This window comes from Streptomyces sp. CC53, assembly GCF_001865245.1.
GTDB lineage: Bacteria > Actinomycetota > Actinomycetes > Streptomycetales > Streptomycetaceae > Streptomyces.
Genome location: NZ_MKXB01000220.1, coordinates 1 through 24,867, shown reverse-complemented (window position 1 = coordinate 24,867; position 24,867 = coordinate 1). Strand labels below are relative to the sequence as shown.

At 72.9% G+C, this 24,867-nt stretch carries 21 protein-coding genes, 1 tRNA gene and 3 pseudogenes; 6 read left to right on the top strand and 19 right to left on the bottom strand.

All coding sequences use genetic code 11. The annotated features are described in order from the left end of the window. From secD to BJP40_RS29085, 9 genes are all read right to left on the bottom strand, one after another. The gene (gene secD / locus BJP40_RS29125) at positions 1 to 1,809 is read right to left on the bottom strand and encodes a protein translocase subunit SecD (protein ID WP_177204508.1); all 1,809 of its coding nucleotides are present in this window, start codon (positions 1,807 to 1,809) and stop codon (positions 1 to 3) included. Between the two features lie 147 nt (positions 1,810 to 1,956). Beyond that, positions 1,957 to 2,442: a preprotein translocase subunit YajC gene (yajC, locus tag BJP40_RS29120; protein WP_226962711.1), complete on the bottom strand. Its 486-nt coding sequence runs from the start codon at positions 2,440 to 2,442 to the stop codon at positions 1,957 to 1,959. 213 nt (positions 2,443 to 2,655) lie between these two features. Continuing rightward, positions 2,656 to 3,738 carry a Holliday junction branch migration DNA helicase RuvB gene (gene ruvB, locus BJP40_RS29115; RefSeq protein WP_071273562.1) on the bottom strand — a complete coding sequence of 361 codons (1,083 nt, stop codon included), beginning with the start codon at positions 3,736 to 3,738 and terminating at the stop codon, positions 2,656 to 2,658. 49 nt (positions 3,739 to 3,787) lie between these two features. Next, entirely contained in the window at positions 3,788 to 4,408 is a 621-nt protein-coding gene (gene ruvA, locus BJP40_RS29110) for a Holliday junction branch migration protein RuvA (RefSeq protein WP_071283539.1), read from the bottom strand. Next, on the bottom strand, positions 4,405 to 4,938 hold the full coding sequence (gene ruvC / locus BJP40_RS29105) for a crossover junction endodeoxyribonuclease RuvC (RefSeq protein ID WP_071283536.1): 534 nt from the start codon (positions 4,936 to 4,938) through the stop codon (positions 4,405 to 4,407). Before ruvC ends, ruvA begins: the two co-directional genes overlap by 4 nt. A gap of 200 nt (positions 4,939 to 5,138) precedes the next feature. Further along, positions 5,139 to 5,888 (bottom strand): YebC/PmpR family DNA-binding transcriptional regulator, encoded by a 750-nt coding sequence (locus tag BJP40_RS29100; RefSeq protein ID WP_071283533.1) that lies wholly within the window; start codon positions 5,886 to 5,888, stop codon positions 5,139 to 5,141. A gap of 62 nt (positions 5,889 to 5,950) precedes the next feature. Next, positions 5,951 to 6,544, bottom strand: a complete 594-nt coding sequence (gene pdxT / locus BJP40_RS29095; protein ID WP_071283530.1) for a pyridoxal 5'-phosphate synthase glutaminase subunit PdxT — start codon at positions 6,542 to 6,544, stop codon at positions 5,951 to 5,953. A 6-nt stretch (positions 6,545 to 6,550) separates the two neighbouring features. Next, positions 6,551 to 7,471: a pyridoxal 5'-phosphate synthase lyase subunit PdxS gene (gene pdxS, locus BJP40_RS29090; protein WP_071267391.1), complete on the bottom strand. Its 921-nt coding sequence runs from the start codon at positions 7,469 to 7,471 to the stop codon at positions 6,551 to 6,553. Between the two features lie 226 nt (positions 7,472 to 7,697). Further along, positions 7,698 to 8,246 carry a hypothetical protein gene (locus BJP40_RS29085; protein ID WP_071267393.1) on the bottom strand — a complete coding sequence of 183 codons (549 nt, stop codon included), beginning with the start codon at positions 8,244 to 8,246 and terminating at the stop codon, positions 7,698 to 7,700. A 172-nt stretch (positions 8,247 to 8,418) separates the two neighbouring features. Between BJP40_RS29085 and BJP40_RS36435 the strand changes: the two are divergent. Next, positions 8,419 to 8,739, top strand: a pseudogene (locus BJP40_RS36435) (DUF6193 family natural product biosynthesis protein); the annotation flags it as partial. Positions 8,740 to 8,951: 212 nt separating this feature from the next. Here the strand turns inward: BJP40_RS36435 and BJP40_RS29080 are convergent. From BJP40_RS29080 to pgsA, 3 genes are read right to left on the bottom strand one after another with little or no spacing between them, the layout of a single operon-like run. Then, on the bottom strand, positions 8,952 to 10,115 hold the full coding sequence (locus tag BJP40_RS29080) for a glycosyltransferase family 4 protein (protein ID WP_071283528.1): 1,164 nt from the start codon (positions 10,113 to 10,115) through the stop codon (positions 8,952 to 8,954). Then, positions 10,112 to 11,044, bottom strand: a complete 933-nt coding sequence (locus BJP40_RS29075; RefSeq protein ID WP_071283525.1) for a phosphatidylinositol mannoside acyltransferase — start codon at positions 11,042 to 11,044, stop codon at positions 10,112 to 10,114. The genes BJP40_RS29080 and BJP40_RS29075 overlap by 4 nt, the downstream gene beginning before the upstream one ends. Beyond that, a complete protein-coding gene (pgsA, locus tag BJP40_RS29070; protein WP_071267398.1) occupies positions 11,041 to 11,772 on the bottom strand; it encodes a phosphatidylinositol phosphate synthase in 732 nt (243 codons plus the stop codon). Before pgsA ends, BJP40_RS29075 begins: the two co-directional genes overlap by 4 nt. A gap of 251 nt (positions 11,773 to 12,023) precedes the next feature. Between pgsA and BJP40_RS29065 the strand changes: the two genes are divergently transcribed. The 3 genes and pseudogenes from BJP40_RS29065 to BJP40_RS32460 form a co-directional block, all read left to right on the top strand. Continuing rightward, on the top strand, positions 12,024 to 14,225 hold the full coding sequence (locus tag BJP40_RS29065) for an elongation factor G-like protein EF-G2 (RefSeq protein ID WP_071283522.1): 2,202 nt from the start codon (positions 12,024 to 12,026) through the stop codon (positions 14,223 to 14,225). Between the two features lie 216 nt (positions 14,226 to 14,441). After that, positions 14,442 to 16,064 carry a hypothetical protein gene (locus BJP40_RS29060; RefSeq protein WP_175499929.1) on the top strand — a complete coding sequence of 541 codons (1,623 nt, stop codon included), beginning with the start codon at positions 14,442 to 14,444 and terminating at the stop codon, positions 16,062 to 16,064. Between the two features lie 189 nt (positions 16,065 to 16,253). Continuing rightward, positions 16,254 to 16,457: pseudogene (locus tag BJP40_RS32460) on the top strand (helix-turn-helix domain-containing protein); the annotation flags it as partial. A 179-nt stretch (positions 16,458 to 16,636) separates the two neighbouring features. Here the strand turns inward: BJP40_RS32460 and BJP40_RS29050 are convergent. From BJP40_RS29050 to BJP40_RS29030, 5 genes are all read right to left on the bottom strand, one after another. Then, entirely contained in the window at positions 16,637 to 17,104 is a 468-nt protein-coding gene (locus tag BJP40_RS29050; RefSeq protein ID WP_071283516.1) for an NADAR family protein, read from the bottom strand. A 167-nt stretch (positions 17,105 to 17,271) separates the two neighbouring features. Beyond that, positions 17,272 to 17,832, bottom strand: coding sequence for an HIT domain-containing protein (locus BJP40_RS29045; protein WP_071269029.1), 561 nt, complete (start codon positions 17,830 to 17,832; stop codon positions 17,272 to 17,274). Positions 17,833 to 17,980: 148 nt separating this feature from the next. After that, positions 17,981 to 19,957, bottom strand: coding sequence for a threonine--tRNA ligase (gene thrS, locus BJP40_RS29040; RefSeq protein WP_071283513.1), 1,977 nt, complete (start codon positions 19,955 to 19,957; stop codon positions 17,981 to 17,983). A gap of 114 nt (positions 19,958 to 20,071) precedes the next feature. Beyond that, positions 20,072 to 21,202, bottom strand: a complete 1,131-nt coding sequence (locus tag BJP40_RS29035; protein WP_107416895.1) for a hypothetical protein — start codon at positions 21,200 to 21,202, stop codon at positions 20,072 to 20,074. Then, on the bottom strand, positions 21,202 to 21,684 hold the full coding sequence (locus BJP40_RS29030) for a DUF4365 domain-containing protein (protein WP_071274376.1): 483 nt from the start codon (positions 21,682 to 21,684) through the stop codon (positions 21,202 to 21,204). Before BJP40_RS29030 ends, BJP40_RS29035 begins: the two co-directional genes overlap by 1 nt. 319 nt (positions 21,685 to 22,003) lie before the next feature. On the opposite strand from BJP40_RS29030, the gene BJP40_RS29025 reads away from it, so the two are divergent. Continuing rightward, entirely contained in the window at positions 22,004 to 22,732 is a 729-nt protein-coding gene (locus tag BJP40_RS29025; RefSeq protein WP_071272156.1) for a 3'-5' exonuclease, read from the top strand. Between the two features lie 86 nt (positions 22,733 to 22,818). On the opposite strand, the gene BJP40_RS29020 is transcribed toward BJP40_RS29025, so the two are convergent. Then, positions 22,819 to 22,890: transfer RNA gene (locus tag BJP40_RS29020), tRNA-Val, on the bottom strand. 39 nt (positions 22,891 to 22,929) lie between these two features. Next, positions 22,930 to 23,382: an SRPBCC family protein gene (locus BJP40_RS29015; protein ID WP_071283507.1), complete on the bottom strand. Its 453-nt coding sequence runs from the start codon at positions 23,380 to 23,382 to the stop codon at positions 22,930 to 22,932. 92 nt (positions 23,383 to 23,474) lie between these two features. On the opposite strand from BJP40_RS29015, the pseudogene BJP40_RS29010 reads away from it, so the two are divergent. Beyond that, a pseudogene (locus BJP40_RS29010) lies at positions 23,475 to 24,867 on the top strand (hypothetical protein); the annotation flags it as partial.

The following is a 24,867-nucleotide window of genomic DNA, read 5'->3' as shown; positions in this document are numbered from 1 at the left end:
TCACGCCTCCTTCGGTTCGGTCGTGACGGACACGGGGCGGCGGGTGCGCCGCAGCGGCGGCTGGGCGCCGAGCCGCTTCGGGTCGAGGCCGGACCACGGGTGCTGTCCGCCGAAGAACTTGCCGCGGGCCAGGAGCGTCATGAGCGGCTTGGTGAAGAAGAACACCACGACGACGTCCAGGGCCGTGGTCAGACCGAGGGTGAAGGCGAAGCCCTGCACCTTGCCGACGGTGACCACGAACAGCACCGCGGCGGCCAGGAACGACACGAAGTCGGAGACCAGGATCGTGCGCCGGGCGCGCGGCCAGGCCCGCTCGACGGCGGGGCGCAGGGTGCGGCCCTCGCGGATCTCGTCGCGGATGCGCTCGAAGTACACGATGAAGGAGTCCGCGGTGATGCCGATGGCGACGATGGCGCCGCAGACCGCGGGCAGGTTCAGCGCGAACCCGATGGCCGGGCCGAGCAGCGCCATGATCGTGTAGGTGAGGACCGCGGACACGCCCAGCGAGGCGATGGCCACCAGGGACAGGCCCCGGTAGTAGACCAGCAGGTAGATGATGACCAGCGCGAGGCCGATGGCGCCCGCGATGAGACCGGCCCGCAGCTGCTCGCTGCCGAGCGCGGGCGTCACCGTGTCGACGGACTGCTCGTGGAAGGTGAGGGGCAGGGCGCCGTAGGACAGGATGTTGCCGAGGTCCTGGGCGCTCTTCTGGTTGAAGCTGCCGGAGATCTCCGCCTGGCCGCCGGTGATCGGCTGGTCCACGGACGGCGCGGAGACCACCTCGCCGTCGAGGACGATCGCGAACCGGTTGTTCGGGTCGCCCTGACTGGCCAGCTTGGTCGTGGTGTCGGCGAACTTCTTGCTGCCGGCGCCGCTGAACTCCAGCTGCACGATCCACTGGCCGCGGGTCGGGTCGAGGACGCCCTGGGCGTCGTCGACGTCCTTGCCGTCCACCTCGGCCGGGCCGAGGAGGTACTTCTCCCACAGGCCCTGCGGGGTCTGGCCGCAGGCCACGATCGGCTGCTCGGGCTTGACGCCCTTGCCCGCCTCGACACGCTGCCTCTCGTCGGTGCACTTCAGCTCGGCGAACCGGGCCTGGAGGGCGGCGTCGGCGGTGGGGTCGGCGCTCGGGGAGACCGCGGGGGCGGGCAGCTGGGGCGCCGACGCGCTGGGGCTGGGCGCGCCCGCGGACGCGCTGGGGCTGGGCGCCTTCGCCAGCGCGTCCGTGACGGCGCGGCCCTGGGTGGTGGCACCGGCCGAGGGCGCGGCGGACTCGTCCTTCTTCGCGCCCTCGTCAGGCGACGAGGCGCTCGGGGAACCACTCGCGGACGGGCTGGGAGAACCGCTGGTGGAGGGGCTGGGAGAGCCGCTGCCGGAGGGCTTCGGGGCCTCGGGCTCGCTGAGGGCGACCGCCAGGACGGGGCGGAAGTAGAGCTGCGCGGTGGTGCCCACCTGCTGGCGCGCCTGCTCCTGGTCCGTCCCCTTGGGGATGTTCACGATGATGTTCTCGCGGCCCTGGGTCTGGACCTCGGCTTCCTGAACACCCAGACCGTTGACGCGGCGCTCGATGATGCCGACCGCCGTGTTCATGTTGGTCTCGTTGACGGCGCTTTCCTTGCCGGGCTCGGCCTCGGCCTTCAGCGTGATCGTCGTACCGCCGGCGAGGTCGATGCCCAGCCGCGGCGTGGTGTGACCGGACCAGAACATGCCGCCGGTCAGCGCGACCATCGCGATCAGGATCAGGACCAGGACGCGCCCTGGCCTCCCCTGGCCCCCCGACGGCCTTCTGCCCTTCTTCGGTGCTGCCACCTTGTCGTTTCTCCCTGTCCAACCGCCCCGCGCCGGTGTGCGCGGGGCGGCCACGAAGTGTGTGTGGGGACCTGCCCCCGCAGCTGCAGATGTGGACGCGATCAGGGGGACCCGGGGCGCCCTGGCGCCCCGGGTCCCCGTCCGCGCCTACTTCGCGTCGGTCCCGCCGTCGCCCTTGCCGTCCTTGCGCGCTGCGTCGGCCTCGTCGGCGTCCGCCTTCTTCGTCAGGTCCGGCTTGGCGTCGTCCTTGGTCTCGGCGTCGTCGGAGGACTCGATCAGCGAGGAGGCGTCGTCCGGCACGGCGGGCAGGTCGTCGGTGCTCAGGTCACCGCCGGTGGCCGAGTCCGTCTCGCCGTGGACGATGCGGTTGTACTCCTCGTCGTCGAGGACCGCGCCGATCGCGTTCTTGGCGAAGACGGCGTGGACGCCGGGGGCGACTTCGAGGAGGACCGTGTCGTCGCCGACCTCCTTGACGGTGGCGTACATCCCCCCGATGGTCCGCACACCGGTTCCGGGCTGCATGCTGTTGCGCATCTCCACCGCCTGCTGCTGCTTCCTCTTCGCAGAGCGGGTCATCAGGAACATGGCCCCGATCAGCACGATGAAGGGGAGAAGGGTGACGAGATTGTCCACGGGACGGATTTCCTTCGCACGACCGCGCTGGTGAGCGGCCTGGTCTACGGGGGTGGGCACGCCGACCTGAAAGGGCGGCATCGGCGGAGTCTAGGCGAGTCCGCATCGATGGAACAACGCCCAGCATCGCACCACGGTTCCCGACCGGGCGAGCGTCCGCGCCGTCACATGAGGGTCACGCTCCGGTCACCCCGTCCCGGCGCGGGCCGGCCGTCACGCTCCGAACAGTCCCTGCTGACCGCCGGGCGCCTGGCCCTGCGGGGGCACGAGTCCCAGGTGGGCCCAGGCGGCGGGGGTGGCGACGCGGCCCCGGGGCGTGCGGGCCAGCAGCCCCTCCCGTACGAGGAAGGGCTCTGCGACCTCCTCGACCGTCTCGCGCTCCTCCCCCACGGCGACGGCCAGGGTGGACAGGCCGACGGGCCCTCCGCCGAACAGCTTGAGCAGGGCCTCCAGGACGGCTCGGTCGAGCCGGTCGAGGCCGCGACCGTCGACCTCGTACACGGCGAGGGCGGTCGCGGCGACCTCGCGGGTGATCACCCCGTCGGCCTTGACCTGGGCGTAGTCGCGGACGCGGCGCAGCAGCCGGTTCGCGATGCGGGGGGTGCCGCGGGAGCGCCCGGCGATCTCCGCGGCGCCCTCGGTCCCGATCTCGACGTCGAGGAGCCGGGCGGAGCGGTGGATGACCCGCTCCAGCTCGGGTGGCGTGTAGAACTCCATGTGGGCGGTGAAGCCGAAGCGGTCACGCAGCGGCGGCGGCAGCAGACCGGCCCGCGTGGTGGCGCCGACCAGGGTGAACGGCGGCAGTTCGAGGGGGATGGCGGTGGCGCCGGGGCCCTTGCCGACGATGACGTCGACGCGGAAGTCCTCCATCGCCATGTACAGCATCTCCTCGGCGGGCCGGGACATGCGGTGGATCTCGTCCAGGAACAGCACCTCGCCCTCCTGGAGGGAGGAGAGGATCGCGGCGAGGTCGCCGGCGTGCTGGATGGCGGGGCCGGAGGTGATCCGGATGGGAGCGCCCATCTCCGCGGCGATGATCATGGAGAGGGTGGTCTTCCCGAGGCCCGGGGCGCCGGAGAGCAGCACGTGGTCGGCGGTGGCGCCGCGGGCGCGAGCTGCCTTGAGGACGAGGTCGAGCTGCTCGCGCACCTTCTCCTGGCCGATGAACTCGTCCAGGTCCTTGGGGCGCAGTGCGGCCTCGACGGCCTGGTCCTCACCGTCGGCGACAGAGCCCACCAGCCGGTCGGCGGCGGGGCCGACGGACCCCTCGGTGGCGGTCGTGTCGTCCCAGTTCACGGAAGTTCTCCTCGCAGTGGCGGGGCGGGGTGGTGCGGGGGCGGGCGGCTCAGCGGGCCCGGTTGAGGGTCTGCAGCGCCGCCTTGAGGAGCTGGCCGACCTGCGGTGCGCCGCCCTCCGCCTCGGCCTGCGGCGCCACCGCGACGACTGCTTCCTCCGCTTCGCGCGGCGCGTAGCCGAGGCCGACCAGAGCGGCGTGCAGCTGGTCGCGCCAGGGCGGCGGCGCGGTGGCGACCGGGGTGCCCGCCGTGCCGACGGGGGTGCCGAGGGGGGACCCGAGCCGGTCCTTCAGTTCCAGCAGGAGTTTCTGCGCGCCCTTCTTGCCGATGCCGGGCACGGCGGTCAGCGCCTTCTCGTCGCCTGACGCGACCGCGACGCGCAGGGCGTCCGGGCTGTGCACGGCGAGCATCGCCTGGGCGAGGCGCGGGCCGACGCCGCTGGCGGTCTGGAGGAGTTCGAAGGCCTGTCGCTCGTCGTCGTCCGCGAAGCCGTACAGGGTGAGGGAGTCCTCACGCACCACCAGGGAGGTGTGCAGCACGGCCTGCTGACCCACCGTCAGGCGGGCGAGGGTGTTCGGGGTGCACTGGACGGCCATGCCGACGCCGCCGACCTCGACCACGGCGGCGGTGGGGGCGAGGGCGGCGACCTGGCCCTTCACGAAGGCGATCATGCGGTGCGGCCTTTCGGAGCTCGGTGCGCGGCGACCGCCTGCTGGAGGCGGTTCTGTGCGGGGGCCCGCCAGATGTGGCAGATGGCGAGGGCGAGGGCGTCGGCGGCGTCCGCGGGCTTCGGTGGCGTGTCGAGGCGCAGCAGCCGGGTCACCATGGCCCCGACCTGTGCCTTGTCGGCGCGGCCGGTGCCGGTGACGGCGGCCTTGACCTCGCTGGGGGTGTGCAGGGCGACGGGGATGCCGCGGCGGGCGGCACACAGCATGGCGACCGCGCTTGCCTGGGCGGTGCCCATCACCGTGCGGACGTTGTGCTGGCTGAAGACGCGCTCCACGGCGACCCGTTCGGGCCGGTGGGCGTCGAGCCACTCCTCGATGCCCCGTTCGACGGCGACGAGGCGGTCGGGGGTGTCGGCGTCGGCGGGGGTGCGGACCACTCCGACGCCGAGCATGGTCAGCGGCCGCCCGGCGACGCCCTCGACCACGCCGATCCCGCAGCGGGTCAGGCCCGGGTCCACCCCCAGCACACGCACGTCAGCCTCCCTGGTCCTTCTGTTCGTGCAGGCTATCGGGTGGCACTGACAACGCGGCGGGCCGACGGGGTGTGTTCCCGTCGGCCCGCCGCGTCGCGCCGGTGACCGTGTCCGGTCGGCCGGCCCTGTCTGCCTCCGCTGGTCGGCGCCGCGTGACGCCGACCGCCCCCGGCCGTGCCGGGCGCCGCGGTCCGGCGGCCTCAGTCGATGGCGGCCATGACCTCGTCGGCCACGTCGAAGTTCGCGAAGACGTTCTGCACGTCGTCGCTGTCCTCCAGGGCGTCGATGAGCTTGAAGATCTTCTTCGCGCCCTCCTCGTCCAACTGGACCTGCATGGTCGGGACGAAGCTGGACTCTGCCGAGTCGTAGTCGATCCCGGCTTCCTGGAGGGCGCTGCGGACCGCGACCAGGTCGGTGGCCTCGCTGATCACCTCGAAGTTCTCACCGAGGTCGTTGACCTCCTCGGCACCCGCGTCCAGGACCGCACCCAGCACGTCGTCCTCGGCCAGCTCGCCCTTGGGGACGATCACGACGCCCTTGCGGTTGAACAGGTACGACACGGAGCCCGGGTCGGCCATGGAACCGCCGTTGCGCGTCATGGCGACACGGACGTCCGAGGCGGCGCGGTTGCGGTTGTCGGTGAGGCACTCGATGAGCACCGCGACGCCGTTCGGGCCGTAGCCCTCGTACATGATCGTCTCGTAGTCGACGCCGCCGGCCTCAAGGCCGCCGCCGCGCTTGACCGCGGAGTCGATGTTCTTGTTCGGGACGGACTGCTTCTTCGCCTTCTGGATGGCGTCGAAGAGCGTGGGGTTGCCCTCGGGGTCGGCGCCGCCGGTGCGGGCCGCGACCTCGATGTTCTTGATCAGCTTCGCGAAGAGCTTGCCGCGCTTGGCGTCGATCACGGCCTTCTTGTGCTTCGTCGTAGCCCATTTAGAGTGGCCGGACATCTGCCTGTCTCCTTCGCGTAACCAAATTCCGAACGAACCCCAGAGATCCTACCGGGATCTCGTCACAGGGCGGCGCGCACCATGTCGACGAACAGCGCGTGCACCCGGTGGTCGCCGGTCAGTTCGGGATGGAACGACGTGGCGAGGGCGTTGCCCTGGCGGACGGCGACGATGTGGCCGTCGTACTCGGCGACGACCTCGGCCGCGGCACCGACCGACTCGACCCACGGGGCGCGGATGAAGACGCCCTCCACCGGGCCGCCCTCGATGCCGGCGACGTCCACGCCCGCCTCGAAGGACTCGTTCTGCCGGCCGAACGCGTTGCGTCGGACGATCATGTCGATGCCGCCGAAGGTCTCCTGGCCCGAACGCGGGTCGAGGATCTTGTCGGCGAGCATGATCAGGCCGGCGCAGGTGCCGTACACGGGCATGCCGGCCGCGATGCGCTCGCGGAGGGGCGCGGCCATGCCGAAGAGGTCGGCCAGCTTGGAGATGGTGGTGGACTCGCCGCCGGGGATGACGAGGCCGTCGACCTGGGCGAGTTCCTCGGGGCGCCGGACCGGCCTGGCCACGGCGTCCGCCGCGGCCAGGGCGATCAGGTGCTCCCGTACGTCGCCCTGGAGGGCCAGGACGCCGATCACGGGGGTGGTGCTCATGGCTGCTTACCAGCCCCGGTTCGCGTAGCGCTCGGCCTCGGGCAGGGTGTCGCAGTTGATGCCGACCATGGCCTCGCCGAGGTTGCGGGACGCGTCCGCGATGATCTTCGGGTCGTCGTAGAAGGTGGTGGCCTTCACGATGGCGGCGGCGCGCTTGGCCGGGTCGCCGGACTTGAAGATGCCGGAGCCGACGAAGACGCCCTCGGCGCCCAGCTGGCGCATCAGCGCGGCGTCGGCCGGGGTGGCCACACCGCCGGCGGAGAAGAGGACGACCGGCAGCTTGCCGAGCTCGGCGACCTCCTTGACGAGCTCGTACGGGGCGCGCAGCTCCTTGGCGGCGGCGTACAGCTCGTTGTTGTCGAAGCCGCGCAGCCTGGCGATCTCGTTCTTGATCTGGCGCAGGTGACGGACGGCCTCGACGACGTTGCCGGTGCCGGCCTCGCCCTTGGAGCGGATCATGGCCGCGCCCTCGGCGATGCGGCGCAGGGCCTCGCCCAGGTTGGTGGCGCCGCAGACGAAGGGGGTGGTGAAGGCCCACTTGTCGGAGTGGTTGACCTCGTCGGCCGGGGTGAGCACCTCGGACTCGTCGATGTAGTCGACACCCAGGGACTGCAGGACCTGCGCCTCGACGAAGTGGCCGATGCGGGACTTGGCCATGACCGGGATGGAGACGGCGTTGATGATGCCCTCGATCATGTCCGGGTCGGACATGCGGGCGACGCCGCCGTCCTTGCGGATGTCGGCGGGCACGCGCTCCAGCGCCATGACGGCGACGGCGCCGGCGTCCTCGGCGATCTTGGCCTGCTCCGGCGTGACGACGTCCATGATCACGCCGCCCTTGAGCTGCTCGGCCATGCCGCGCTTGACGCGCGCGGTGCCAGTCGCCGGGGACTCGGTGGACTGCGGGGTGGTGGGCGTGGTGGACACGGAGGACCTCACTCGGAAAACGGGGCGGGGTCCCGACGGTTCGGGGCCCCAGACAACACAGCGAGCAAACAGGGCGGGACCGGTCCACATCAAGGGCCAATGGTGAGCCGGTGGCTCGTTTTGCGGGAAGTGCCAGGTGAGGGCCTACGCGGCACCGCCCGGCAGCACCGCTGGAACCAGGCGCACCACCGGGCCGAGGCGGCCCGCGGGGCCGACGCCCCGGCGGTCACCCCTGGGCGGCGCGGTCGGCCAGGGCGTGCGGCGGCTCGTCGTCCATCTCGAACGCCAGGGGGAACGGGGCGTGCCCCGCCAGCCGGAACCAGCGCACCTTCCGGTGCCTGCGCAGCGCCCGCGCCGCGCGCACCGCGTCGTTGTGGAAGCGCCGCGCCATGGGCACCCGGCGGACCGCGGCGGCCAGCTCGCCGGCCGCCTCCTCGCCTCCCGGCACTCGCCGCACGGCCTCCACCTGCTCCGGTTCGCCGAAGACCGCGCGCAATGCCTGGCTGAGCTCGCTCTCGGCGACCTCCCGCTGCTCCTCCTCGGCCTGCCGGGCGGCGTGCGCGGCCTGGTAGAGCACGATCGACGCCGCCGGGTCCAGCATTCCGGAGGTGGCCACCTCCTGCGCCACCGACGCCCGCCGCAGCAGCTGCGCGTCGAGCGCGGCCCGGGCCGCGTCGAGCCGGGCGTGCAGGCGGTCGAGGCGTCCTGCGGTCCAGCTCAGGTACAGGCCGATCGCGACGAGGGCGACGGCGATCCAGATCAGGGTGGTCCACACGGACCGACAGGCTACCCGGGTGCCGGCGTGCGCCCCGCCCGCACGGCGCCGTCCCGCGGGTGCCCCGCTGTTCCGCCCCGCGGGGCGGTCGCGCCGAGGAGGGCGGCGGCGCGTGGGCCCGCGGTGACCGCATCGCTTGTTTCGCGCGGGCCCCGCAGCCGGTCACGGCTCGGTGCCCGAAGCCCCCGACGTCCCCACCGCCTGGCAGTGGCTCCTGGAGCGCAAGCCGCGCACCCGCGGCGCCGCGTACGACGAGGTGGCCGCCGTCGCCGCGGCCGCCCACGTCGAGCCGAGGGCGTGCGCCCTCTACCCCTGCTTCCCCCACGGCACCCTGCGCTTCCTGCGCAGCGGGCCGCCCTGGGGCGCGGACGGCCACGACGGCCTTCCGCTGATCGTCTGCGGCGGACCGCCGCACGTGGTGTTCCCCTTCGGCTACGAAGGGCCGGGCAGCGCCTTCCCGGCACCGGAGGCGGCAGTCGCCTTCGCCACGCGCCACGCACCGCCGGCGGGGGGCGGTCGACCTGCCGGCCAGGACACCACAGGGGACGGGGGCCTGGGCGGACAGCCGGCCAGGGCGGGTGGTCGGATCGGGGCACGGAAGCCTGAGCAGGCAAGGAGACCTGGGGAGGCGCCACGGCCGGCCGCCTACCGCGGGGAGGTCCGCAGCGGCCGCGCCCGTCACCGGGAGGGCCGCGCGGCCGCCCGTCACTCCCGCACGAGCCCCCAGCGGGCCCTGAGCCCGGTCGTCCGCTCGTCTGCCGCCACCGAGGCCGCCCCGTCCGTCACCGTCTCGTACACCGCGAGGACGTCCGCGCCCACCGTCGACCAGTCGAAGCGCCGCACGTGCGCCCTGCCCCGCGTGCGCAGTTCCTCGCGCCGGGCCGGGTCGCCCAGCAGCCGGACCGCGGCGTCCGCGAGCGCGTCCGCGTCCTCGTTGGCGAACAGCTCGCCCGCGGCACCCCCGTCGAGCACCTGCGCGAACGCGTCCAGGTCGCTGGCCAGCACCGGTGCGCCCGCGGACAGGGCCTCCACCAGGATGATCCCGAAGCTCTCGCCGCCCGTGTTCGGTGCCACGTACACGTCGACGCTGCGCAGCAACCGGGCCTTGTCCTCGTCGCTGACCATGCCGAGGAACTCGACCCGGTCGCGGTACTCCGGCGGCAGCGTGGCCACGGCCTCCTTCTCGTCGCCGCGCCCCGCCACCAGCAGCCGGGCCTCCGGGCGGGCCGCGAAGATCTTCGGCAGGGCCCGCATCAGCACGGGCAGCCCCTTGCGGGGTTCGTCGATCCGGCCGATGAAGCCCAGCGTCCCGCCCTGCCACGCTTCCTTGGGCTCGGCCCGGGCGAAGAAGTCCACGTCCACGCCGTTCGGGATGACCACCGCGTCCCCGCCGAGGTGCTCGACCAGGGTGCGCCGGGCATACTCGCTCACCGCGATCCGCGCGCTGATCTTCTCCAGCGCCGGCTGCAGGATCGGGTAGGCCGCGATCATCGCCCGCGACCTGGGGTTGGAGGTGTGGAACGTCGCCACGATGGGTCCCTCGGCCGCCCAGCACGCGAGCAGCCCCAGCGACGGGGACATCGGCTCGTGGATGTGGATCACGTCGAACGTGCCCTCGTGCAGCCACCGCCGCACCCGCGCCGCCGACAGGAACCCGAAGTTCAGCCGCGCCACCGACCCGTTGTACGGCACGGGGACCGCGCGCCCCGCAGAGACCGCGTACGGCGGCAGCGGCGTCTCGTCGTCCGCCGGGGCCAGCACCGACACCTCGTGCCCCCGCCGGATCAGGTCCTCGGCCAGGTCCCGGATGTGGTACTGGACGCCGCCCGGCACGTCCCACGCGTACGGGCAGACGATGCCGATCCTCACGGCTGCCGCCCCTCCGCGCCGCGCGGCGCCTTCGCCGGGTCCAGGTCCGCGAGCCACAGCCGCTGCAGCATGTGCCAGTCCTCCGGGTGATCGGCGATACCGCCGGCGAACGCGTCCGCCAGCGCCTGCGTCATGACAGACGTCTTCTCCACCCGGCTGCCTGACTCCGGCACCTCGACGGGCGGGTGCACCCGCCCCCGCATCACCGGCGAGTCGTCGTACCACAGGGTCACCGGCAGCAGCAGCGCCCCCGTCTGCTGGGCCAGCAGCGCCGGCCCCGCGGGCATCCGCGCCCGCTCCCCGAAGAAGTCGACCTCCACGCCCGACGCCGACAGGTCGCGGTCCGCGACCAGGCACACGAGGCCGCCGGAGCGCAGCCGCCGCGCCAGCGTCCCGAACGCCGCGCCGCCCGTGTGCGGCAGCACCTCCATGCCGAGCGACTCCCGGTACGCCACGAACCGGTCGTACAGCGACTCCGGCTTCAGCCGCTCGGCGACCGTCGTGAACGGCACGCCGAGTGCGCGCGTGACCCACACGCCCGCCAGGTCCCAGTTCGCCAGGTGGGGCAGGGCGAGCACCACACCGCGCCCGGACTCCAGGCCGTCCGTCAGGTGGTGGAGGTCCTTGGGGCAGAAGGAGTCCGCCACCCGCTCCCGGCTCCACACAGGCAGCCGGAACGACTCCATCCAGTAGCGCATGTACGAGCGCATGCCGGCCCGCGACAGTTCCGCGAGCCGCGCCGGGCCGGCGTCCGGCACGACCCGCGCCAAGTTGGCCTCCAGCCGCCGCACCCCCGCACCGCGCCGCTTCCACGCGCTGTCGGCGATCCGCCGCCCGAGGCCCGCCGCGGCCGGCTCGGGCAGCTTCTTCACCGCGCCCCAGCCCAGTCCGTACAACCCGTCCGTCAACCGCTCGCTCACACGGCTCATGGTGTGGCCTCGCTCCCCCTCTGCGTCCCTCCATTGTCCGCGGCGTCCGCCTCCGCCGCCTCACGCCGTACCGTGACCATCCGCTGCCCCAACGTCACCAGGCTGCCGACGGCCACCAACCACAGCGCGACCGGCAGCAGCACGTCGACGCCCGGCACACCGAAGGCGTGCAGGCCCGCCAGACCCGCCGCGACCAGCGACACGACCAGCCGCTCGGCCCGCTCCACCAGCCCGTTCACCGCCACCGGCAGCCCGATCGACTCGCCGCGCGCCTTGGTGTACGAGACCACCTGGCCGCTCGCTAGGCAGAAGATCGACACCGCGCACAGCACGTCGTCGTTCCCGCCCCCCGCGTACCACAGCGCGAACCCGCCGAAGATCGCGCCGTCCGCGACCCGGTCCAGCGTCGAGTCGAGGAAGGCGCCCCAGCGGCTGGACACCCCCGCCTGCCGTGCCATGTTCCCGTCCACGAGGTCCGAGAACACGAACAGCGTGATCACGATCGTGCCCCAGAAGAACTCCCCCCGCGGGAAGAACACCAGCGCCCCCGCCACGACACCCGCCGTCCCGACGAGCGTCACCGCGTCGGGGCTCACCCCACGGCGGAGCAGAAACGCGGCGAACGGCGTGAGAACACGCGTGAAGAATGCACGCGCGTACTTGTTCAGCATGGCCTTCCCGAGGGTCCGGAGGTGCCGGGCGGCCCCCACGGCCACCGGCGGGCCCATCGTAGCCAGGCACCGCACCGCGGCACCGCCGGGCACCCGCACGACACCCCGGCCGGACGCGGCCGCGCGAGGTGTCCGCCGTATGGACGCGGACCCGACACAGTGGAAAGCTCGAAGGACGACCGCGGGCACCGCCGGAGCTGCCCGACCGGGCCGGACCCGTGCCCGCCGCGCCCGGGACCGCACCCGCACCGCTCCCCCGCGCCCGCGCCCCCCACCTCACCGTCCAGCAGCGATCGGGAGGAAGAACCATGGGCGACAAGGCGAACACCAACCCCGGGGCCGCCGGCAGGGCTCCGACGGTCGACCAGCCCTCATCCCTCAGGAACGTGGTACTGGTCGGCCACAGCGGCTCCGGCAAGACCACCCTCGTCGAGGCGCTCGCCCTCACCGCCGGCGCCGTCAACCGCGCCGGACGCGTCGAGGACGGCACCAGCATCTCCGACCACGACGACATCGAGCACCGCCAGCAGCGCTCCGTCCAGCTCTCCCTCGTGCCCCTCACCTGGGACGGCTGCAAGATCAACCTGCTGGACGCCCCCGGGTACGCCGACTTCGTCGGGGAGCTCCGCGCCGGACTGCGCGCCGCCGACGCCGCGCTGTTCGTGGTCTCCGCGGCGCAGGAAGCCGACGCCGTCGCCGGGTCCACCCGCCTCCTCTGGGAGGAGTGCGCCGCCGTCGGCATGCCCCGGGCCATCGTCGTGACCCACCTCGACACCGCCCGCACCGACTTCGAGCAGCTCACCCGCATCTGCGCCGAGATCTTCGGCGGCGACGACCCCGACGCCGTACTCCCCCTCTACCTTCCCGTCCTCGGCCCCGAGGCCCCCGACGGACACGCGCCCGCCACCGGGCTCGTCGGGCTCCTCACCCAGAAGATCTTCGACTACTCCACCGGGGAACGGCAGGAGAACCTCCCGGACGAGGCACAGGCCCCGCTCCTCCAGGAGGCGCGCAACCGCCTCATCGAAGGCATCATCGCCGAGAGCGAGGACGAGTCCCTCATGGACCGCTACCTCGGCGGTGAGGACATCGACCTGAAGACCCTCGTCGACGACCTGGAGAAGGCCGTGGCCCGGGGCACCTTCCACCCGGTGCTCGCCGCCGCCCCCGCCGCCCCGGGCACCCCCCACGGCCTCGGCACCGTCGAACTCCTCGACCTCATCGTCCGCGGCTTCCCCACCCCCCTCGAACACCCGGTCCCCGAGGTCACCACCCCCGACGGCCGGCCGCGTCCGGCCCTCACCTGCGACCCCGCGGGCCCGCTGGCCGCCGAGGTCGTCAAGACGACCTCCGACCCGTACGTCGGCCGCATCTCGCTCGTCCGCGTCTTCTCCGGCACCCTGCGCCCCGACGACACGGTCCACGTGTCCGGGCACGGGCTCACCGACCGGGGGCACGAGGACCACGACGTCGACGAGCGCGTCGGCGCGCTCTTCGCCCCCTTCGGCAAGCAGCAGCGCCCTCTCGGCCAGTGCGTCGCGGGCGACCTCGCGTGCGTCGCCAAACTCACCCGCGCCGAGACCGGGGACACCCTGTCCGCCAAGGACGACCCGCTCCTCATGGAACCCTGGGCCATGCCCGACCCGCTGCTGCCCGTCGCCATCCGGGCCCACAGCAAGGCCGACGAGGACAAGCTCTCCCAGGGGCTGGCCCGGCTCGCCGCCGAGGACCCGACCATGCGGCTCGAACAGAACCAGGACACCCGGCAGGTCGTCCTCTGGTGCCTCGGCGAAGCCCATGTGGAGGTCGCCCTGGAACGGCTGCGCAGCCGCTACGGCGTCCACGTCGACGCCGTCCCCCACAAGGTCGCCCTCCGCGAGACCTTCGGCGGCAGGGCCTCGGCGCGCGGCCGCCACGTCAAGCAGTCCGGCGGCCACGGCCAGTACGCCATCTGCGAGATCGAGGTCGAACCCCTCCCCCAGGGCTCCGGCATCGAGTTCGTCGACAAGGTCGTCGGCGGCGCCGTCCCCCGCCAGTTCATCTCCTCCGTCGAGAAGGGCGTGCGCGCCCAGGCCGCCCGTGGCGTCACCGCCGGCTACCCCCTCGTCGACGTCCGCGTCACCCTGCTCGACGGCAAGGCCCACTCCGTGGACTCCTCGGACGCCGCCTTCCAGACCGCCGGCGCCCTGGCCCTGCGCGAAGCCGCCGCCGACACCGCCATCCGCCTGCTGGAACCCGTCGCGGACGTGCAGGTTCTCATCCCCGACGAGTACGTCGGGCCCGTGATGAGCGACCTGTCGGGCCGCCGCGGCCGGGTCGTCGGCACCGAGCAGGCCGCCCCCGGCAGGACGCTCGTCCGCGCCGACGTCCCCGAGTCGGAGATCGACCGGTACGCCATCGACCTGCGCTCCCTGTCCCACGGCACCGGCCGCTTCCACCGCACCTACGCACGCCACGAGGCCATGCCCCCGCACCTCGCCGAGAAGGTGCGCGCCGACGCCGCCTCCTGACCGCACGCAGCCGGTCGTGCCGCCCGCGGAGGGCGGTACGACCGGCTGCGCCGCATGTGCCGGGAAGCGCCCTGCCGCGCGGCCCGTGTCCCCGATAGGCTGGAGCGCCCAGCTCACCAGGTGTGCGCCGCCACCGAGTTGGGAAGGCCGCAAGGCGGAGCACGGCAGGCAAGGGCAGCGGTGGCGGCACAGGCGTCGATGGGGGCGGCAGTGACAATGGACGGATTCGGCCCCGGGGCACAGGTCCCGCTCCAGGGCTCGGCAGCGCAGACGGTGGCCACCAACGCCCTGGCGTCCGCCGCCTACCGCGACAGCCCGGTCGAGGACATCCTCAAGGCCAACAACGACTGGTACGAATCCACCGTCAAGAAGGGCAAGTTCAGCCTCTTCGAACCCAACCTCGGCGAGGCGTTCTGCCGCGCCGTGACCGTGCGCATGCTCGGCGGCGGCCGCGCACCCGTCATCCAGTCCTTCGGCACCGAGCCGCAGCCCGTCGTCGAGCACTGCCTGGCCGCGAACCGCATCCGCAAGCAGCGCGACACCCGCCTCACCCTCATCACCCTGCTGTGCGGCGTCGCCTTCCTCCCCGGGCTCCTGCTGTGGCTGGTCGTCTTCCAGCTCCGCCGCAGCATGTCCGGCGCGGACGGCAAGAAGGCCGGGGCCCTCAGCACCGCCCTCCTGATCGGCGCCGGGATCCTGGCCGTGCTCGTCCTGGTCAAGCTCCCCGTCACCGGCTTCTGGTCGCTGTACGTGCGCGCCATGGTCATCGCCCCGGTGATCGGCTGGTACCTCGCGAAGCACGTCTGCGAGAAGACCGCGAAGGACCTGCGCGCCCGCTGGGACGGCCTCCTCAGCGGCGGCGGCGTCGCCGCGAAGATCCCCGAGGCGGTGCCCCGCAACCCCGGCGAGACGGCTGCCGAGGAGCTCCGCCAGAACCTGGAGAAGCTCACCGCGGAGCAGCGCTCCAACGTCGTCTTCTACGCCGGCCCCCGGGGCATACTCGGCATGGGCACCCGCTGGGGCGGCTGGCACCTCGCGGAGGAACTGAAGCCCCGCGACGGCAAGGAGATCCACGCCTTCCGCACCTGGGACGTCATACGCCCCATCCACGACCAGCTGAAGCTCCTGGAACGCGGCTCGCTCAAGAGCGGCTTCCCGGTCCCTTCGGTCAACCACTGGATCGTGGTCCCCGTGGGCGACGGGGCGAAGGCGGTGTCCCGGCCCGACGGCGAGGACGTCGTCGCCTTCCAGGTCAAACCGCACGAGATCCAGCGGGTCTGCAACGAGAACCAGTTCGGCAAGGGCAACCGCCACTATCTGGGCGTCCAGTTCGTCCTATGGGACGGCCAGCTCGTCCTGACGATGCTGGTCACCGTCACGGCGCTGCTGCACACCCTCCGCATCGAGGTCTCCGGCCACGCCCTCGGTCCCGTCCACGGGCTCTTCTTCGACAAGCCGGCGGGCAGGTCGAAGTCCGTCCCGAAGACGTTCCGGTTCTGGGAGACCAAGGAGGTCAAGCTCCCCCTGATCGAGACGAACGAGGTCGTCCGGCTGGCGGTGCGCGCCCCCCTGACGTGGTTCCCGCCGGTCCTGGACTTCCTCGGCGGGAAGCTGGTGCTGCCCGAGCCCTTCGGTCTGCGCCACGTGTGGGCGGAAGCCCCGTGGAAGCACCGGTTCATGGCCGACGACGCCATCCGCGCGGCGACTCCGGTGATGCGCGCGGTCCACGCGGCGACCGTGAAGATGCTGGAGGAGCACGGCGTGGACACCAGCTCGATGGCGGGCAGCAGCTTCTCCGCGGACCCGGCCCCGAAGAAGGCCGACGTGTACGACGCGTGAGGCCGGGGGGTCGAGGACCGACGCGGCCGGGGGCCGGGCCTAGTGCTGTGACTGACAACGTTCACCGGGGTGGCGCCGGCGCGCCCTCGGCCGGTTGGATGTCGCGAGACGTGCAGCTCGGAGGGCGCCACGGCAGAGCCGGTCAGGATCCGCAATCTCACCGATCATGAAGGTCAGCAGTTACAGCGGATCGTGCGTCGGGGTAGCGCGAACACAGTGCGCTACCGGCGGGCAATGATGCTGCTCGCGTCGGCCGGTGGCAACCGGGTGCCGGTGATCGCCCGGCTCGTGCAGGCGGACGAGGACACGGTGCGGGATGTGATCCACCGGTTCAACGAGATCGGCCTGGCCTGCCTGGACCCTCGGTGGGCGGGAGGCCGTCCCCGCCTGCTCACACTGCGCTGGCGCAACGCCAACGCCCGCCACCCGGACGTGCTCGCCGCCCAGCGCTGCGAACGCGCCCGCATCCGGAGCGAGAAGGGCATCCGCTGGGGCGGACGCTCCCGCGCCGCTGCAGCCTGACCGCCCCGCCCGTCCCCGGGCCCCGGCATGGGCAGCACGGCCCGAGTGCGCTACCCGAAGTGACCGTGACCTCCGTCGGCTTCGGCGCGGAGTTGATTGCGGGTGCGCATCAGGATCCGGCCCAGCATGTTCTTGCCGGTCCCGGTCCTGCCGCGGCCCCAGTAGTGGTCGGTGCCGGTGTCCTCGACGATCTCCTCGTCGGCGGTGGACAACAGGATGCCGCGGATGTCCGCATGCGCTCGGAACTTGGCCGCCACGGCACGGCGCATCACGTCGTCCTTGACACGCTCCCAGTCCCGCCGCAACGGCCTGGAAGAGTCCCGGCCCAACTCGGCGGCACGCAGCGGCGTGCGAGCCCGACGGATGAGATCGGCATGACGGGTGCCGATGAACTTCTGGGCCTGGAAGTAGTGCTCCGAGGTCGGCCACATGTGCCCATCGAGTTCCAGGTCGTGCGCAGAGAAGTTGGAGAAGCAGCCGTAGGGGACTTCGTCCGCGCCGTAGAAGTAGATCGTCATCCAAGCCTCGTCGCAGTTGCGGGAACCCACACGCTCTCAGGCACCGGTCCGCACCCGCAACCGGTTTCGCTCGCCCCTCACGGCCCTCGACTCATCCCACGGGGCGGGAACCCCCACCGTTTCGCGCGCCGGCATCGCCAAGCCGGTGAACCTATGCGGTCACAGCACTAGACGGCGGGCCACGCCTCCGCGAGCATGCGCCGGGTGTCGGCGAGGAGCTGGGGCAGGACCTTGGTGTGGGCGGTGACGGGCATGAAGTTGGTGTCGCCGCCCCAGCGGGGGACGATGTGCTGGTGGAGGTGGGCGGCGATGCCGGCGCCGGCCGCGTCTCCCTGGTTCATCCCGAGGTTGAAGCCGTGCGCGCCGGACGCGGCGCGCAGCGCCTTCATGGCCCGCTTGGTGAACTCGGCCAGCTCGGCGGTCTCGGGCCCGTCGAGCTCCGTGTAGTCGGCGACGTGCCGGAACGGGACGATCATGAGGTGCCCGCCGTTGTACGGGTACAGGTTCAGCACCGCGTAGACGCTCTCGCCGCGGGCGACGATCAGACCGTCCTCGTCGGACTTGGCCGGGATCGAGCAGAACGGGCAGCCGTCGTCGGCCCCCGAGCCGGTGGGCTTGTTCTCGCCCTGGATGTAGGCCATCCGGTGGGGCGTCCACAGGCGCTGGAACGCGTCCGGCGTCCCCACTCCGATCTGCTGCTCCGGCTCATTCGTCATGCGGATCAGCATATGGGCTCACGGGGACGGCGGATGCGCCGAGGGGCGGTACCCGGCCGGGTACCGCCCCCTACGACCCCCGCGTGTGAGGGGACCGGACTGCGTCCCACCCGACGGCCTTCTCCGGGCCGGGATCACCCCCGCTCACACGGGGACAGCGTCACACCTGAATGCGGCGCTCGACAGCGTCGACGAGCTCCTGCAGCGCGAGGTCACGCGGAATGCCGTTCTTCTGCGAACCGTCGCGGTAGCGGAAGGAGACCGTGCCCGCGCTCATGTCGTCGTCGCCGACGATGATCATGAACGGGACCTTCTGCTTCTGCTGATTGCGGATCTTCTTCTGCATCCGGTCCGACGAGGCGTCCACCTCGACCCGCAGGCCCTTCCGCTTAGCCTCGGCGGCGAACTCCTGGAGGTATGCGACGTGCGCGTCGCCGACCGGGATGCCGACCGCCTGGACCGGGGCCAGCCACGGGGGCATGGCGCCCGCGTAGTGCTCCAGCAGCACGGCGAAGAACCGCTCGATGGAGCCGAACAGCGCACGGTGGATCATGACCGGGCGCTGTTTGGTGCCGTCGGCCGCCGTGTACTCCAGATGGAAACGCTCCGGCAGGTTGAAGTCGAGCTGGATGGTCGACATCTGCCAGGTGCGGCCGATGGCGTCCCGCGCCTGGACGGAGATCTTCGGGCCGTAGAAGGCCGCGCCACCCGGGTCGGGGGTGAGGGGCAGGCCCTGCTTCTCGGCGACCTTGCGCAGGGTCTCGGTGGCCTCTTCCCAGACCTCGTCGCTGCCGACGAACTTCGTCTCGTCCTTGGTCGACAGCTCCAGGTAGAAGTCGGTCAGACCGTAGTCCCGCAGCAGGTTCAGGACGAAGGTCAGCGTCCTGTCGAGCTCCTCGGCCATCTGCTCGCGGGTGCAGTAGATGTGCGCGTCGTCCTGTGTGAAGCCGCGGGCGCGGGTCAGACCGTGCACGACGCCCGACTTCTCGTACCGGTACACCGTCCCGAACTCGAACAGCCTCAGGGGCAGCTCGCGGTACGAGCGGCCCCGCGCGTCGAAGACCAGGTTGTGCATGGGGCAGTTCATGGGCTTGAGGTAGTAGTCCACGCCCTCGTCGAGCTGCATGGGCGGGTACATGCCGTCGGCGTACCAGTCCAGGTGACCCGAGGTCTCGAAGAGCTTCCCCTTGGTCGCGTGCGGGGTGTAGACGAACTCGTACCCCTCCTCCTCGTGCCGGCGGCGCGAGTAGTCCTCCATGACGCGGCGGATGATGCCGCCGCGCGGGTGGAAGACCGCGAGGCCGGAGCCGATCTGCTCCGGGATGGAGAAGAGGTCCAGCTCGCTGCCGAGCTTGCGGTGGTCGCGCTTCTCGGCCTCGGCGAGGAAGTCCAGGTACGCCTTCAGCTCGTCCTTGGACGGCCAGGCGGTGCCGTAGATCCGCTGGAGCATGGGGTTCTTCTCGCTGCCGCGCCAGTAGGCGGCGGCGTTCCGCATGAGCTTGAACGCCGGGATGTTCCTGGTGGTGGGCAGGTGCGGGCCCCTGCACAGGTCCTTCCAGCACAGGTCGCCGGTCTTCGGGTCCAGGTTGTCGTAGATGGTCAGCTCGCCGGCGCCCACCTCGACGTCCGCGCCGTCCTCGCTGGAGGCGGAGCCCTTGAGACCGATGAGCTCCAGCTTGTACGGCTCGCCGGCCAGTTCCTCGCGGGCGGCCTCGTCGGTGACGACGCGGCGGGAGAAGCGCTGGCCCCGCTTCTGGATCTCCTGCATCTTCTTCTCGATGGCCTTGAGGTCCTCGGGCGTGAACGGCTTCTCGACGTCGAAGTCGTAGTAGAAGCCGTCCTTGACCGGCGGGCCGATACCCAGCTTGGCCTCGGGGAAGAGCTCCTGGACGGCCTGGGCCATGACGTGCGCGGTGGAGTGGCGCAGGATGGCGAGGCCGTCCTCGGAGGAGATCCCGACGGCCTCGACGGTCTCGCCGTCCTTCAGCTCGTACGCGAGGTCCTTCAGCTCGCCGTCCACGCGGGCCGCGACGACGGTGCGCTCGCCGGGGAAGAGGTCGGCGGCCGTAGTGCCCGTCGTCACCACGCGCTCTTCCCGCTCGGAATCGCGTTGGATGATCACACGGACGTCTGACACCGGTCTCTCCTGACTGAAGGGGGGCAGCGCGGCCGTTCCCACGGCGCGCGCGATACGTCCTGGCATGGTACCGAGCCGCGCTCCTCCTCCGCGAAACCGTTCCGCCCCGGCCCTTCAGTCCTCGTCGTGCGCCTTGAGCAGCCGCTCCCGCTCCGCCGCGTCCACCTGCACCGGTGCGACGCCGTGGGCGCCGGTGAGCCTGCGGAAGCCGCCGCGGCTCTCCAGCCGGCCGGAGACGCGCAGGGGCAGCCCGGCGAGGTGGGCGCGGACGGCGGTGCGGTAGCCGTCCTCGTCGAGGGTGACGCGCAGGTGGGCCACGTCGGCGCCGGCCAGCACGCGGAGCCGGACGGTGCCCGGCCCGCTCGGGGCGGCGCGGCGGAGGCGTACGACGGTGCCGGTGATCCTTGCCGGTACGGCGGGTTCGTCGTTCAGGTACCGGCTGGAGGCGCGGCGCAGGGCGGGGAGGTCGCCGGGGGTGAACTCGACGGGCCCGGGGCGGGCGGCGCAGTCGCGGGGAGGGCCGGGCGCGGGGGCCCAGGCGAGGGTGACGGCGGCGCCCTGGGTGCCGTGGACGAGGGCGATGAGGGCTTCGGTGAGTTCGCGGCTGGCGCCTGCGGCGACGGCGGTGTCGAAGGCGTCGGCGCGGCCGGTGGCGCGCTGGTAGTCGACGGCGTCGCGGGTGGCGTGGAGGGCGTGGTGGAGGCGTTCGGTGAGGGGGCGGCCGGGGTCGACGGGAACGAAGGCGGTGAGGGCGCGGGAGGCGGGTGCGGTGCCGACGAGGACGGGGTCGAGGAGGCGCCGGGCGCTGCGGCGGTGGCGGGCGCCGTGGTGGCGGGCCGGTCCGTGGACGGCGAGGGCGGCGGCGAGGAGGAGTTGCCGGGCGGAGGCGCGCAGGTGTGCGTCCGCGGTCCAGGGTGCGGCGTCATGGGCGGCGGGGTGGGGGGTGTCGCGGGTCCATCGGATCTCGTCGCTGGGGGTGGTGAGGCCGGTGAGGATGTCGCGGGCGGTGGGGTCGGGGCAGCGGACGAGGGCGGCGACGGCTTCGGCGAGGAGGTCGCCGGAGTCGGGGAAGATACGTCCGGCGGGCACCAGGAGGCTGACGGGGCCTGCGGTGTGGCCCGGCGGCGGGGTCCAGCGGGTGCAGGGTCCGGTGCGGCTGCCGTGGGGCTGCCAGCCGTGCCGGTGGAGGAGGGCGGTGAGGACGCGGGGGTCGGGGTCGGCCGGTCCGGTGGGCCGGTGGTGCATCAGGGTCTCCCTCCCGCGCCGACCCGGGTCATGATCGCGCAGAGGGCCCGGTCGTCGAAGATCCGTGAGGTGGGGATGCGGACGGTGGTGCGGTGCCGTCCGGTGACGGGGTGGCCGGCGAGGTTGGTCCAGTAGCAGCAGTGGCGCAGGTCGAGCCGGTCGTGGTGGGCGCGCAGCCAGTCGTCCTGGGTGCGGGGGACGAGCATGACGACGAGGATCTTGTGGACGGCGACGGGCGTGCGGGCCAGTTTGGCGAGGTGGGCGTTGTCGAGGGTGAACGAGAAGGCAGGTCCGGGGGGTTGCGGTGGTATCTGGTACGTGGCCTTGAGCTGGATCTTTATGGTGACTTCGTCGTCGACGGTGTGACCGGGGGCGCTGTGGCTGACGTGCCAGTCGATGCCGTTGTCGGGGAAGGGTTGGGAGAGCGTGCATCCTGCTGCGGCTGCGACGGCGTGGAGGTAGCCCACCTGGAGGGTCTCCATGCAGGCGGTGGGGGCGAGGGAGCCGCGCGCGTGAGGAACGTGGGGTGCCGGTGCGGGGGGCGGGGTGCTGTCGGTCGCCGTGGTGGGTGGGGCGTGGGGGGTGGCGGGGTGTTCCCGGGCTCTTGAGCCTCCCGGGTCTGCGGGGTCAGGGTACGCCGCGAGCGCCATGGCTCCTTGTGCCTTCCGGGCTGGCTGAGCGTCAGTTGCGTGCTCTTTCAGGGTTGTTGTGACCGGACGGCGTACGGGGCAAACGGTCCGGGTATCACCGGTTCGGCAGGGGATCGGTCCATCTGCCGGTGATGTGCGAGGAGTTCGGGCTATGGCGCACTGGTACGAGGGTCCTCTGGCCGCGTTCGACACGGAGACGACGGGTGTGGACGTCGAGCGGGACCGGATCGTCTCGGCGGCGGTGGTGGTGCAGGACGTGCCGGGGGGCCGGCTGCGGGCGACGCGGTGGCTGGTGAACCCCGGTGTCCCGGTGCCCGCCGCGGCGACGGAGGTCCACGGTCTGACGGACGGGCACCTCCAGCGGTTCGGGCGGTGGCCCGCGCCGGTGATGGAGGAGATAGCGCGGCTGCTCGTGGAGCAGTGCGCGGCGGGGCGGCCGCTGGTGGTGATGAACGCCCCCTTCGATCTGACGCTGCTGGACCGGGAGTTGCGGCGGCACCGGGCGTCCTCACTGGGGCGGTACCTGCAGAACGTGTCGCTGTGCGTGCTGGATCCGCGGGTGCTGGACAAGCACCTGGACCGGTACCGCAAGGGGCGCCGCACGCTGACGGACCTGTGCGCGCACTACGAGGTGGTGCTGGACGGGGCGCATGACGCGGCGCAGGACGCGGCGGCCGCGCTGGAGGTCGTACGGGCGGTGGGGCGGCGGTTCGCCGAGCGGGTCGCGGAGCTGTCGGTGGCGGAGCTGCACGCCCGGCAGGCGGTCTGGCATGCCGCGCAGGCGCGGGGGCTGCAGGCGTGGTTCGCGCGGAACGGCTCGGAGGAGGCGGTGGATCCGGCGTGGCCGCTGCGACCCGAGCAGTCGGCGGCGGCCGCGTGATCGCGTACCGGTACCGGGGTCCACGGCGCACGGCCGGGAACGGCCGAAGGCCGACCCGGTGAAACGTGGGCCGGCCTTCCGGTCGGTGGGCGATACTGGGTTCGAACCAGTGACCTCTTCGGTGTGAACGAAGCGCTCTCCCGCTGAGCTAATCGCCCGGGAACGCACTGAACCATACAGGCCCCGGGCTGCATCGATCAAACCGCGCGGAGCCGGGCGGTGAGGCCGCGCCGGCCGGCGCGCATCATCCAGGCGTGGTTGGCACGGAAGAGGGGTCGTCCGGGCAGGGCGAGGCGGCGGAGCAGGGGGGCGCGGGCGTGGACGTCCTGTTCGTAGACGGCACGGGTGCGGTGGCCGCGGCGGGGGGTGAGCGTCCAGCGGGCCCAGCCCTCCAGGTCACCGGTGAGGGCCGCTTCGAGGACGCGCGCGGGGCCGTCTCGGCGGCGCTCGGTCAGGGACAGGTGCACGGTGAGGGTGTACGGCAGGACGGAGCGGACCCGGGCGGTCGCGGTGTCGCCGTGGACGGCCACGTCGCGCACGGGGGGCCACCACCGCGGGTAGTCCTCGGGAGCGGCGAGGATGGCGTGGACGGTGTCGGGCGCGGCGGGAAGGGTCCAGACGCTGCGGAAGCGGTAGTGGCTCCAGTCCATGGGGGAAGTGTGCGCCGGGGAAGGCGTACTCACCCGGATCTGAGTAGGCGCGCGCATGTCGCGCGGGCGTGACGGGCCCCACACTGCCTGGCATGGACAGCCTCCCTTCACCGGCTCAGGAGCTGGTGCTCATCGATCGCGAACTGGAACGCCTGGACGCACGCCGCTCGTGGCTGCTGGCACGCCGCACGTGGCTGCTGGGGGTTCTGCGGGTGGAGGGTGCGCAGGCACCGGACGCCCCGGGGTGGGGCGGCCGGGCGGGTGGTGAGGCGTCGCCGCGGGGTGTGCGGACGGCGCTGCTGACGCTGGGCGGGACGCTGCTGGCGGTCGCCGCGCTGGCGTTCACGCTGGTGAGTTGGGGGGCGCTCGGAATCGGTGGCCGTACGGCGGTGCTGAGCGTGGTGACGGTCGTGGCGCTCGGTGTCCCGGTGCTGCTGCTGCGGCGCGGCCTGTCGGCGACGGCGGAGGCGGTGGCGGCGCTGGCGCTGGTGCTGACGCTGCTCGACGCTCTGGCGCTGTACCTCGTCGCGGAGCCGTGGGCGTGGGGCGCTTCGGGGTACGCGGCGGTGGCGGCGGCGCTGCTCGCCGTGGTGTGGGCCGGGTACGGGCTGCTGGTCCGGGGCCTGCGGGCGCCGCTGCCGGCGGCGGTCTGCGCGGGGCAACTGCCGCCGGTGCTGGCGGTGGTGGCCCTCGGGGGCGACGGGCAGGCGGTCGCGTGGGCGCTGCTGGCGACGGGTGCGGCGGATGCGGCGCTGGCGCTGCGGGTGCGCTCGGCGGCGGTGGGCGCGTCCGCGTGGGTGGCGGCCGCGCTGACCGCCGGGCCGGCCCTGCTGACCGGTGCGGAGGCGTCGCTGCGGGGGGGTGTGGAGCCCGCCGTGCTGCTGCTGGCGGGCGCTGTGCTGGGTACGGCGGTCGCGTGGCGGGTGTCGGGCGTCGGGGCGGTGGCGTGCGCGGTCGTGGCGGCGTCGGCGTGGACGGCTGCGGGCGGCGGGCTGCTGCGCGCGGTGGCGCCCGCCGCGTGGGTGTGGACGGGGTACGTGGTGTGCGCGGCGCTGCCGGCGGTGGCCGTGGCGGTGCGGCCGGCGACTCGGGTGGTGCCGCAGGGGGTGCGGCGCGGGCTGGTGTGGGCGTCGGACGGGTTGATGTGGGCGGGTCTGCTGGTGGCCGTGCCGCCGCTGGTGCTGGTGCAGGCGGCGCGGGTGCCGGAGGTGTGGTCGGGTGCGGTCCCGGCGGGGCCGGCCACGGTGGGTCCGCTCGCCGTGTGGCCGGCGGTGGTCGCGGTGGCCCTCGTGGCGGGGGTGCTGGTGTCGGGGGCCGCGGTGCCCGCCGGGGCCGGGGGTCCGGGCGTGCGGGTGGCCGCGCGGTGCGGGGCGCTGGGTCTGGGCGCGCTGGTGGTGTGCGCGCTGCCGGTGGCGGCGGGGCTGCCGTACGCGGCGGTGCCGGCGGTGCAGCTGCTGGTGGTGGCGGCGCTGCTGGGTGCGGCGG